The following is an 11030-nucleotide window of genomic DNA, read 5'->3' as shown; positions in this document are numbered from 1 at the left end:
ACCCTCTCCTCACACAACACGCAACACAGCCACAACCGCAGCCCATACCAGGACAACCCACCAGCCCAGCCACCTCAACAACCCGACCCCCCCCCACAAGCACAGGGACGACGTGGCCTTGCGGACCTTCATCAGCGGGTTCATCGAGCAACCCCCGCGGACGCGAGGAACAGGGCTTGCGCTGCGCGAGGACCAGGAGTTCGCGGGGACCATCCCCCGGGCGCGGGGAGCAGGCCAGGCGTCGACGGCGGCGCCGCCGAGGAGCCGGACCATCCCTGCGGCCGCGGGGAACAGTCAGGGCTGATCGGCCGCGCGCCCGCCTCGAAGCGACCATCCCTGCGGGCGCGGGGACGACGCCCTGTGGAAGGCGTACGCGCCCCGGCCCGGCGAGCTACCCCCGCGGGCGCGGGGACGACGACCAGTCCGGGCCGGGGCCTTCCTGGTAGTGCGAGCTACCCCTGTGGGCGCGGGGACGACGGCAACTGCCCGAACCCTGGTAGCTGGCTCGGGGAGCTACCCCCGCGGGCGCGGGGACGACTCACCGAGGGCCGGCCGTTGACGGCCAGGAGGGAGCTACCCCCGCGGGCGCGGGGACGACAGTGGTGCCGGGCGCCGACTCGATACCGAAGAGGAGCTACCCCCGCGGGCGCGGGGACGACGAGAAGACCGCCCGGAAACTGCCCCCGTCCTACGAGCTACCCCCGCGGGCGCGGGGACGACATGAGGGTGCCGTACATCGTCGCCGTGAACTGCGAGCTACCCCCGCGGGCGCGGGGACGACGCGCTTGCCCATCTGGTCCTCCTGGTGGTCGAGGAGCTACCCCCGCGGGCGCGGGGACGACGGGTCGCGTCGACCAAGAGCGCGGGGATCTGCGGAGCTACCCCCGCGGGCGCGGGGACGACCCCTGGGCCCCGTCAGGCCCGTTCTCAGGGGTCGAGCTACCCCCGCGGGCGCGGGGACGACCAGTCCTCGCGCGGGTCCGACCGCCAGTCCCAGGAGCTACCCCCGCGGGCGCGGGGACGACCGGGATGATCAGGCGTGACCGGTTACTGGTCGCGAGCTACCCCCGCGGGCGCGGGGACGACTGCTCGCTGAACAGATGGAGGGACAGGGCGGGGGAGCTACCCCCGCGGGCGCGGGGACGACCCGTGCCCAAAAGGCGCGGCCAATCGACAGCCCGAGCTACCCCCGCGGGCGCGGGGACGACTCACCGTTGGTGAGGTCCCAGCCGACGTAGACCGAGCTACCCCCGCGGGCGCGGGGACGACTCACTTCTCGGTGGCGCGGTCGGTGGCTTCGCGGAGCTACCCCCGCGGGCGCGGGGACGACGCCAGCCGTCCAATCCGTGACCCCGTACAGGGCGAGCTACCCCCGCGGGCGCGGGGACGACTACGTCACGAGGATCACGTACAGGGTCCGCAGGGAGCTACCCCCGCGGGCGCGGGGACGACGCGGCCGTGCCGGGCAGGGCGGGTGCGACGGGCGAGCTACCCCCGCGGGCGCGGGGACGACTCGGTGGTGACGGCGGCAAGCGCGTTGACCAGGGAGCTACCCCCGCGGGCGCGGGGGCGACCATCACGGCGGCCCAGGCGTGGCGCACCCTCTCGAGCTACCCCCGCGGGCGCGGGGACGACTACACGGCCATAGCCGCCCTCCCGGAGCGCCAGGAGCTACCCCCGCGGGCGCGGGGACGACAGGAGGGCTCGATCACTGCGGCAGCGTAACGAGGAGCTACCCCCGCGGGCGCGGGGACGACGCCTGAACGAGCCGACGACGCGCGGGTCCTCGCGAGCTACCCCCGCGGGCGCGGGGACGACCTTCGGGGAGAACTTCACGGCGTTCTCGATGAGGAGCTACCCCCGCGGGCGCGGGGACGACCTCCTGGCCCTCATCGTGAGCAGCGGTGGACAGGAGCTACCCCCGCGGGCGCGGGGACGACGAGACCCCTGAGCCCTCGTACACCAGGGTCCAGGAGCTACCCCCGCGGGCGCGGGGACGACGCCGCCACCGTCGGGCCCATCGCCTCCGTTCGGGAGCTACCCCCGCGGGCGCGGGGACGACGCCGTCGACGAATCCCTCGCCGCCGCCGTCGGGGAGCTACCCCCGCGGGCGCGGGGACGACGACACGGTGCTGGTCATGGTCGACGCCGACCACGAGCTACCCCCGCGGGCGCGGGGACGACGTGCGCGCCGACTGGAAGCTCACGAAGCGCGGGGAGCTACCCCCGCGGGCGCGGGGACGACTTCGGCGAGGACGGCGTCGCCTGGTGCGTCGAAGAGCTACCCCCGCGGGCGCGGGGACGACGCTACCTGGTCGGCCTGGACGTGAACATGGCCTGAGCTACCCCCGCGGGCGCGGGGACGACGCTGGCGCCACCATCACGCAGGTGGCCGTCCAAGAGCTACCCCCGCGGGCGCGGGGACGACGGCGACCCGCACAACGCGGAGGTGGACACGTCGGAGCTACCCCCGCGGGCGCGGGGACGACGAAGACCGCCGAGCAGTCGGCGTCCGGCAGGTCGAGCTACCCCCGCGGGCGCGGGGACGACGACCCGCTGGGCCTGTCGGGCGGGAAGAACACGGAGCTACCCCCGCGGGCGCGGGGACGACCTCGTGGATGCCCGAGCAGCTCCTCTACGTGGCGAGCTACCCCCGCGGGCGCGGGGACGACATCGACGCCGCGCTGCTGCGCGGCGGCAAGGGGGAGCTACCCCCGCGGGCGCGGGGACGACTATCTCGAGCTCTCCCCCCGCACCTACCTCCAGGAGCTACCCCCGCGGGCGCGGGGACGACGTTGAGGCACCGGGTGTGGCGGGAAGGTCCGTGGAGCTACCCCCGCGGGCGCGGGGACGACGATGCCCTGGAGGTGGTTCACGAACGCCTGGATGAGCTACCCCCGCGGGCGCGGGGACGACTTCTAGGCCCATCATCATCTTCGCTACATCAGCGAGCTACCCCCGCGGGCGCGGGGACGACCGTCCATCGGCCACCCTTTTTCTTGCCTAGTCTGAGCTACCCCCGCGGGCGCGGGGACGACGATCTGTCCCAAATAGTTCCGGCGCAGACTTCCGAGCTACCCCCGCGGGCGCGGGGACGACGAGCACGTAGTGGTAGCGCATAGTCCCCTCCGGGAGCTACCCCCGCGGGCGCGGGGACGACTGAGCACGTAGTGGTAGCGCATAGTCCCCTCCGGAGCTACCCCCGCGGGCGCGGGGACGACTCGTTTGTCAGAGGTCAAGCCCGGACCCCTGGGGAGCTACCCCCGCGGGCGCGGGGACGACCTCCGCAGTCCGGCAAACGCGCAGGTCACAGACGAGCTACCCCCGCGGGCGCGGGGACGACCCCTGGGGGCATTCATCCGTATGTGGAGAAAGGGAGCTACCCCCGCGGGCGCGGGGACGACCTGCCCGGACTCTGCATCCCGGCGTGCGGAGCGGAGCTACCCCCGCGGGCGCGGGGACGACCCCGGCCCCGGCCCCGGCCCCGGTCAGATCGAGGAGCTACCCCCGCGGGCGCGGGGACGACGCGCTCGGTGTCGTCCTGGTCGCCGGCGGCCTCGAGCTACCCCCGCGGGCGCGGGGACGACGTCGGCGCCGTGGTGTAGACCTGGGCGATAGAGGAGCTACCCCCGCGGGCGCGGGGACGACCGGATCTCCCACGAGCCCGTGTTCGCCATCAAGGAGCTACCCCCGCGGGCGCGGGGACGACGTCGACACAGCGCGGGTCTGGAGCGCGTCGACGGAGCTACCCCCGCGGGCGCGGGGACGACCGACCGGCAAGACCGCGGTAGCGGTCTCCTGTCGAGCTACCCCCGCGGGCGCGGGGACGACCCTCATGAAAATAATGTACGTGCATGAATCAGGGAGCTACCCCCGCGGGCGCGGGGACGACACTTCGTGACCTGCGGCTTAGTCAGGTGATGAGGCCATTTTCCTTTACCTCGTTCGAGGGTCGCCAGGGTTGCCCGTTCTGGCGTGGGCGGGCCATGAGGATAAGCCCGTCGAAGTCGACGGGGGTCCATCGGTCGCGGCCGGCGGTTCGGATGGACCAGCCCTGTTCTGTGGTCGATGGTTCGATCATGACAGCCTGGCCGTCGTGGATGCGCTTGGAAAGGACGTTCCAAAGGCTGTCGCGGATCCGTGGGTTGGGGCTTCCGACGTAGACGCCGGCGGCTACTTCGACAAACCAGCGGGTGAGGTGTCCTCGGAGCCCGGGCGGCGCTGCGATGAGTACGACAACGGTCGTCCCTGCGCTCACGAGCTCGTCTCCGGGAAGGCAAGGTCGGTGGGTTGAGGGATGAGGTCGAGGTGGGCTGTGGCGCTCCAGTTGCGACCGCTGCTGACGACGGTGTCGCCGTCGTCCCACAGGGCGCCGAGATCCTCGTCCGACAGGTCGTTGTCGTCGGGGACGAGGAGTTGTTTGATGTCGGCGACGATGCGGGGCAGGAGTCTGCCGCGGGCAGCAGCGTCCCGTAGAGCGGTACGTGCGTCACGTTCTGAGGTGAGTCCCTGGGCGGCGAGGTCGAAGGCGAGAGGGATGGTGTATTCGGCTTTGTAGAGGTCGGCTATGTCCATGACGAAGGAGAGGGCGTTGCCGGTGTGGACGAAGCCGAGTGCGGGGCTGGCGCCCAGGCCGGTGATGGCTGCGTGGCAGATGCCGTAGAGGGCCGAGTTTGTGGCGGACAGGAGTCGGTTCACATCGTCGCCGGCGGCGAAGGCGTCGCCTGGTTTGTAGTCGCGTTTGGTCCAGGGGACTCCGGTGCGCTCGGAGTGCTGGGCGTAGAGCCGTCGGATGCGGGTGCCCTCGCGGCCGCGGAGTTGTTGCAAGGTCAGGCCGGTGGTCTCCTCGCCGGGGAAGCGCATGTCGTACATCCTGCGGGCGACGGCAACGCGTTCCTTGGGGCGGGTGACCAGCCAGGCTTGCCGGAGCTGGAGCTGGGAGCCGCGTGTGGTGCTGGTTCCGGCGGCGTACAGGCGTACGCCCTGTTCGCCGACCCAGCACACGGCGGTGCCGGAGTCGGCGAGCAGGGTGACGGCGGGGTGGGTGATGCGGCTGCCGGGCCCGATGAGGAGGACGGCGAGCCAGGCAGCCGGGACGTGGACGGTGCGTGCCTTGTTGACCAGAACGATGGCGTTGTCGTCCCGGTCGATGTGGCAGCGCTCGGCGTAGAGGCTGGTGATGCGGTCTTCGAGCCGGTGGACGTCTTGAGGTCCGGTCCGCCACCAGGGTTCAGCCATGATTTGCCTGGGTGGTGCGCAGCGGGGCGAGGGTGAGCAGCCCCTGGCCGTAGCCCTTGGCGGGTCCGATGCCGTGGAGAAGGGCGGTGCGCAGGGCGTCGGGGTCGATGACGCGGAGGCGTCCTTCGAAGGTGGCGGTGGACAGGGTGACGCGGGGGCCGCCGGGGTGTTTGCGGAAGCGGAGGATGTCGCGGCTGACGAGGGTCACGGCGGGTCCGGCTGACAGGGTGTGATCCTTGGTCTGGAGTCCGGGAGCGGGTGGTGCGGCAGTGGCGTCGGGGATGCTGAAGCCGTGGCGTTCGCACCGTTTGAGGAGCCAGTCGAGTTGCTGGTCGGCGGTGCGGTGGGCGACGCGGAAGCCGCGGTGCCGGCTGCCGTTGTCGGTTCCTTCTTTCAGGCGGGCGGCCTGCTGTTCGCTCGGCCGTTCGGGCCGGGGGATGCTCTGGACTGGGTTGGCGGTGAGACAGAACCCGAATTCGCGGCCGTCGGTGAGACGGTCGAGGAGGGGCGCGTAGTCGGCGATGAGCGGGTCGCCTCCGTCGGCTCCGGGCCAGCCTGCGTCGTCGACGAGATGGGCCCAGGAGGGGCGGCTTGCGGTGAGGACGAGGACTTCGGCCCGGTGCGGGGTGTTCGTGTCCAGGCGCCACAGGACTCGCTCGGCGACCGGCTGCACGGCCAGCCCGGACAGGATCGCGGCGTGCAGGCGGTGGGGGCTGGAGAGCAGGGCCATGGCGGCGCGGCGGCGCGGGTTGAGGGCGATTTTCGACAGGTAGGGCATGTGGTCACCAGCCCAGAAGGGCGAACGGGTCGTGGTCGGGCTGTCCGGCCGGGGTGGTCTCCGGCGCGGGCTCTGTCCGGTCGGTGCGGCCGGTGGGCACGGTGACCCAGAGATGGCGGACGGTGCGGCGGGCGAAGCGGGTTCCGGTCTTGAGGTCGTAGGTGTCGGGGACGTCGACGGCGGTCCGGTCACCGGCCGGATCCTCGACGGTGGCCTCCAGTGACACGGTGGCACCCTGGGCCTGCCGGCGACGGTGGCTGCTCGCCTGCCACGGTACTTCCTTCAGGACGTCTTCGAGACAGTTGTCGGCGTGGAGGCCGAGGCTGACGGGGCCGGTGGGCGGGCAGGAGCGGCGGCCCAGAGACAGAGGGAAGACGGGGTTGCGGACGGCGTGTTCCAGGCTGTGCAGCAGAGTGTGCGGGCCGCGGAGAGCGGCGACGAAGACAGCGTCCTGCAGGTAGAAACGGCGGGTGACGCTGGTGTACTTGGGCGGGGCGGTCCTGGTCTGCTGTCCTTTGGCGTTGGTCTTGGACGACAACAGCGGCAGCCCGCGGTAGTCGCTGGAGGTGTGGTAGTCCCGCAGCAGGGTGCCGGGCTGGTCCACCCGGACGCCGAGTTGCAGGCCGATCAGGTCGGTGAGGGAGGTTTCGCGGTCGCGGCCCTCGGCGGCGGCGAGGAGGCCGAGGACGCCGGACTTGGTGGGTTCAGGGCGCGTCTCACGGAGGTTGTAGCGGGACGGGCCGCCCCAGGACTGGAGCGGGGCGGCCAGCCGCAGCATGAGGACGGCGTGTCCGGTGCCGGTCATCGGGCGTCGGCCTCCGCCTTCTCGGCGGTCGTGATCTCGCCGCCGGCCAGCCACTGCCCGACCAGTGCGCCGACGGAGTCGAGCAGGGCGGGGAAGGCCAGGGAGGAGCCGAACACCTCGGTGATCTTGTCGCCTTCGGCGGTGTAGGCGGCCAGGGTCTGCAGCGGCTTGTTGCCCCACGTCTCGCCGACCGCCTTGAGCTCGTCGGCGAGGCGTACGACGGACTCCGAGGCCAGACCCGTGATGCCGGTGACGGGTTCTTCGTAGGCGGAGACAAGGTTCACCGGCTGGTCGGTGCGGACGGTCAGCAGTACCAGGTGGGGCAGGGTGCGGTGGGCGAAGGAGTTCTGGTGCCCGGTCGGCATGGACCGGGCGAACGCGTCGATGAACCGGACCGCCGTGCTGCGGGTCTCCTCGGCGTCGGTGAGGTTGTCCCACAGCTGGTGCATGCCCAGGACGGCGTAGCGGTACAGGGTGGAGGAGTTGAACTCGACGGTGCCGATCATGCCGGCGCCGTGGTCGTCGGTGTTCTCGTCGTCGACTGCGGTGTAGTAGTCGAACTCGGTGCGCACGGCGTGGGTGGACAGGGCGTGCGCGACCTGGACGGCGGCGTCCACGTTGAGGGCGGGCAGATCGGCGACCATGCGGCCGAACAGGGCGATCTCGGCCGGGTGGCCGGTGGACAGCGTCTGGACGACGGGGAGCTGCTTCACCTCGTTCTTGAGGTCGTCGTCGGCCAGGGCGGCGAGTTCGGCGGCCCGGCCGTCAAGGAGCCGGACCAGGGCGTCGAGCTGCTTCTTGCCGAAGAACAGCAGGTAAGCGGACTGGTCCTCCTTTTTGGCGGACTTGGTGACGCCGAGCGGCTCGAGCAGGGCGGCGGCGAGACGGCCGGCCTGCTCGCCGGTGAGGCCGGCGCCGCCCTCGGCGGCCGGGCGGGCCAGGCGCTCGGTGAGCAGGGTGGCGATCCGCTTGGTGCGAGTGGCCCGGTCGGCCTCCGGCATGTGCCGGGCGTACTCGGTGCGGGCGGCCCGCTTCCACGCCTGGGAGGAGACGCGGGCCCGGCGGGCGCCGCCGTAGACGGCCTGCTTGGGGGTGCCGGAGTCGTCCCGGTTCACGTTGGACGGCGGCAGGCTCTGCAGGATGTGGACCTCGACGAAGAGGGTGGGTTTGCTCATGGTGTGGCTCCTTGAAGGCATGGGGTGCCCCGGGAACGGGGCGTCAACGGAACGCTTCGGCTTGGCCGGCGGGCCGGGGAATCCGGCGCCGTGGCCGGCTGGTTCGTTCGGTGGGGTCAGGAAGTCGCGGCGATGTGGAAGTCGCGGTCCCACCGCCGGCGCCATTCGGTGGCGGCGTCCGGGCGGCGGGGGTCGTCCCAGCTCCGCAGAGCCGCGCGGAGCAGGTCGTAGTCGAGTCCGACTCCGGCCTGGCTCAGCAGCGGGACGAAGGACCGCAGGTGCATGGCGAGTTCGTCGGCGTCGGCGGAGGTGAGCAGAACGCCGAAGCGCCGCTCCAGTGCTGCGGTGCCAGCCCGTCCCTCGCTGCCCGGGGCGGCCTTTCCGGCGAGGAGGCCGGCAGCCGTACCCGGACTGTTCCCGGCGACGTGCATCGGGCGGCTGTGCGACTGCTGGTGGCGGGCAAAGAGGGTGAGCGCGGTGTGTTCGGCCGCCAGGTCCCGGGTGAGGGAACCCTTGTTCCGCCACTCGGACGCCATGCGGGTGCGGTGGAACGGCCACATCGCAGCGACCGTGCCCGGCTCGCGGCCGGTACCCGAACGCAACGCGGCCAGCTCAGCCCCGGCACCCGCGCTGACCGGGTCGAACGTCATCCAGTACGGCGCCCGTTCCCCAGCGCCGAGCTCCTCGTCGGCCTCGTCCGGTGCGCCGGGATCGGTGTACTGCAGGCCCCAGGACCGCACCACACGGTTCCTGCCCGGATCGTCCCACCGGGCCAGCTCACCGAACAGACGCGTGTAGTCCAGACCGATACCCGCCTGCCGCAAAAGCGGCACGAGCCGCAGAAGGTGCTGCACCAACTCGTCGAGGTCCTGGGCGGTCGCGGCCGCCACCAGCCGCCGCTCCACAGCGCTCTCCGCCATCACCCCGCTGCCACGCAGCAGCAGGCAGGCGCCGCCCAGACCGGCACCCTGCCGGTGAACGGGCTCGGACGCCGCATGCTGGTGCAGCCCGAACAAGGTGAGCGTGTGGTGCTCCGCGATGTACCGGCCCGGCAGACTCTCCACGCCGCCCTCCTGCAGAGGGACACGATGAAGGAAGCGCATGGACGCAACGGTGCCGGCTTCCCGCCCGACGCCCTCACGCGCGGCCCGCAGGCTCCGCACGACGTACTCGGAGAAGTTCGCGCGCCGCTGCTCCTCGCGCCCGCGCTGCCAGTCCTGGGCAGCCTCCTCCCAGAAGAACAGCCAGGTCCGGTCTGCCGCAGAACGGACGCGAGAACCACTGCTGGTCGTCATACCCCGGCCACCTCCTCGTACTTGACCCGGCGCTCCTCGGCGGCCAGCGGCAGAACGCCGGCAAGGGTCTTCCGGAAGACGCCGATGGCCTTACCACTGCGGTAGACGAACTCCTTGTCGCCCTTCTTCACCGTGCGCCCCACCACAGCTCGCGGCGGAACCGCCGCGAGCAGAAAACCGGCCTCCCGGTCGGCAGCGATCTGCACACACTGCTCCCACGCGAGCTGCGCGCGGTCCAGGATCTCCTCGTCGTCCACATCGACGTTCCGCAGTCCGGCGAGCAGACGCCGCATCGTCCCGTCGAGGGAGTGCAGGAACTGCGCGGACGGCCGGCTCCCCTTGTCGCGGGGCAGCGGATCACCCCCGGCGGCACGCCGCAGGTCGTTGTGGAGACCGTCCAGGGCCCGGGCGACCTGATCCGCCTGCGTCACGCAGTCCAGAACGACTTCACGCAGATCGGCGTCCTCGGCGAGCAGGGCCTGCACCGGCAGAGGCAGCTCGTCACCGATGGCGTTCTCGACCACCGCGGACTGCGTGCCGTACTCGAGCGCCGACGTCTCCACGCCCAGCGGATACTGCCCGGACAGCACACCGTCGTGCCGCAGGTCTCCGATCTGGCGCAGCAGCAGCGAGGTGTAGGGGCCGTCGCTCTCCACCGGCAAGGTCATCGCCAGAAGCGTCCCCAGGCCCTGCCAGGCGGCGCGGCCCGAGGCGAGCCGGCGGGGCCGCCGGTGGGGCTGTCCCTTCTTCGGCTTCGCGGTGTGCTGCCACGCCGTGTGCGGCTCGGTCTCAGGAGCCTGCACCAGCCGGTCGCCGGCCGACACGATCGCCCGATGCACCCGCAACCCCTGCTCCGTCTCACAGGCGATCAGGCGGATCCTGCGGGCCTGGAAGGTCAGCAGGTCCAGCAGCCCCGTCGCATGACGCTCGGACCAAGCGGCCCCAGCCGGCGACGCGCATCCCGACGCGGCCGGGCGCTCGTCCCACGCCCACTGCGGCCGGTCCCCCGGCTCAAGCCCATCGTGCATGATCGGCGTGTTCAGCAGCAGCGTCTCGTACAGCGTCCTCCCAGTGGGCACGGTCACCCCGAGCTGACCGAGCGGCCCCGTCGGATTGCCCGTCGTCTTCCCGTTCTTCGCCTGCGGATCCCCCACCGCTCCGGTCTTGATCGACGCCGTGTCCCAGCACTGCGCGTGCAGCAGCCACAGCACCGCCTCCCCCGGCGTCAACAGCAGCTCGTCGGCCTCACTGAGCGCGCTGAACAAGGGCACGTTATTCCCCGACGCCACAGACGGCACCAGCTGAGCGGCCGTCTTCGTCTCCCCGTTCAGCGCCTGCAGACCGGCAACCTGGGCGAACGGACGCTCCGCGTCGAACATGCGGAACCGGTCCCCGTAGCGGGGCCCCAGGTAGTGCGCAAGACGCTCCTGCTCGTCCGGCGAGAAGCGGCCACGGTGGAACCGCTCGCCCCATTCCTGCCGGGTCGCGGGCGGCCCCAAGGCGTCGATCACCACGGGCAGCAGCAGCTGCCGGAGCACCACCGGCAGCATCGTGTGCACCGGCAGCTCAAGACGACGGACGGCGTGAGCCCCGGACACCACATCCAGCAGACCAGCAGATCGCTGCACACCGTCCCGTGTGACGGTCCTGAGCCACACGCCGTGAACGAGGTCTCCCTCGTCGGTCATGGCGGTTCCCCCCTCCATGTACTGCACGTACCAACCCCTCCCCACGTCCCG

7 protein-coding genes and 1 CRISPR repeat array are annotated in these 11030 nt (G+C 71.8%); all 7 genes read right to left on the bottom strand.

Annotated features, from left to right (window positions below; all coding sequences use genetic code 11):
* Positions 1-145 precede the first annotated feature (145 nt).
* Positions 146-3892: a CRISPR direct-repeat array (repeat unit 28 nt; unit sequence GAGCTACCCCCGCGGGCGCGGGGACGAC).
* Between the two features lie 21 nt (positions 3893-3913).
* The gene (cas2e, locus tag ABZ858_RS36400) at positions 3914-4258 is read right to left on the bottom strand and encodes a type I-E CRISPR-associated endoribonuclease Cas2e (protein WP_361389032.1); all 345 of its coding nucleotides are present in this window, start codon (positions 4256-4258) and stop codon (positions 3914-3916) included.
* Positions 4255-5238: a type I-E CRISPR-associated endonuclease Cas1e gene (cas1e, locus tag ABZ858_RS36395; protein WP_361389029.1), complete on the bottom strand. Its 984-nt coding sequence runs from the start codon at positions 5236-5238 to the stop codon at positions 4255-4257. Before cas1e ends, cas2e begins: the two co-directional genes overlap by 4 nt.
* The gene (cas6e, locus tag ABZ858_RS36390) at positions 5231-6016 is read right to left on the bottom strand and encodes a type I-E CRISPR-associated protein Cas6/Cse3/CasE (RefSeq protein WP_361389026.1); all 786 of its coding nucleotides are present in this window, start codon (positions 6014-6016) and stop codon (positions 5231-5233) included. Before cas6e ends, cas1e begins: the two co-directional genes overlap by 8 nt.
* Before the next feature lie 4 nt (positions 6017-6020).
* Complete coding sequence (gene cas5e, locus ABZ858_RS36385; protein ID WP_361389023.1) at positions 6021-6821, bottom strand: type I-E CRISPR-associated protein Cas5/CasD; 801 nt, start codon at positions 6819-6821, stop codon at positions 6021-6023.
* Complete coding sequence (gene cas7e / locus ABZ858_RS36380) at positions 6818-7996, bottom strand: type I-E CRISPR-associated protein Cas7/Cse4/CasC (RefSeq protein ID WP_361389020.1); 1179 nt, start codon at positions 7994-7996, stop codon at positions 6818-6820. The genes cas5e and cas7e overlap by 4 nt, the downstream gene beginning before the upstream one ends.
* Before the next feature lie 116 nt (positions 7997-8112).
* Positions 8113-9291, bottom strand: coding sequence for a type I-E CRISPR-associated protein Cse2/CasB (gene casB / locus ABZ858_RS36375; protein ID WP_361389017.1), 1179 nt, complete (start codon positions 9289-9291; stop codon positions 8113-8115).
* Positions 9288-10979, bottom strand: coding sequence for a type I-E CRISPR-associated protein Cse1/CasA (casA, locus tag ABZ858_RS36370; protein ID WP_361389014.1), 1692 nt, complete (start codon positions 10977-10979; stop codon positions 9288-9290). The genes casB and casA overlap by 4 nt, the downstream gene beginning before the upstream one ends.
* Between the last annotated feature and the right edge of the window lie 51 nt (positions 10980-11030).

This window comes from Streptomyces sp. NPDC047017 (assembly GCF_040644175.1).
Lineage (GTDB): Bacteria > Actinomycetota > Actinomycetes > Streptomycetales > Streptomycetaceae > Streptomyces.
The sequence above is the reverse complement of the archived record's forward strand: the minus strand, read 5'-3'. Positions and strand labels throughout refer to the sequence as shown.

What these genes read in the sequence shown, in the direction of transcription:
- cas1e (WP_361389029.1), bottom strand. Translation starts at nt 5,238, where the DNA reads ATGGCTGAACCCTGGTGGCGGACCGGACCTCAAGACGTCCACCGGCTC.
- casA (WP_361389014.1), bottom strand. Translation starts at nt 10,979, where the DNA reads ATGACCGACGAGGGAGACCTCGTTCACGGCGTGTGGCTCAGGACCGTC.
- cas5e (WP_361389023.1), bottom strand. Translation starts at nt 6,821, where the DNA reads ATGACCGGCACCGGACACGCCGTCCTCATGCTGCGGCTGGCCGCCCCG.
- cas7e (WP_361389020.1), bottom strand. Translation starts at nt 7,996, where the DNA reads ATGAGCAAACCCACCCTCTTCGTCGAGGTCCACATCCTGCAGAGCCTG.
- casB (WP_361389017.1), bottom strand. Translation starts at nt 9,291, where the DNA reads ATGACGACCAGCAGTGGTTCTCGCGTCCGTTCTGCGGCAGACCGGACC.
- cas6e (WP_361389026.1), bottom strand. Translation starts at nt 6,016, where the DNA reads ATGCCCTACCTGTCGAAAATCGCCCTCAACCCGCGCCGCCGCGCCGCC.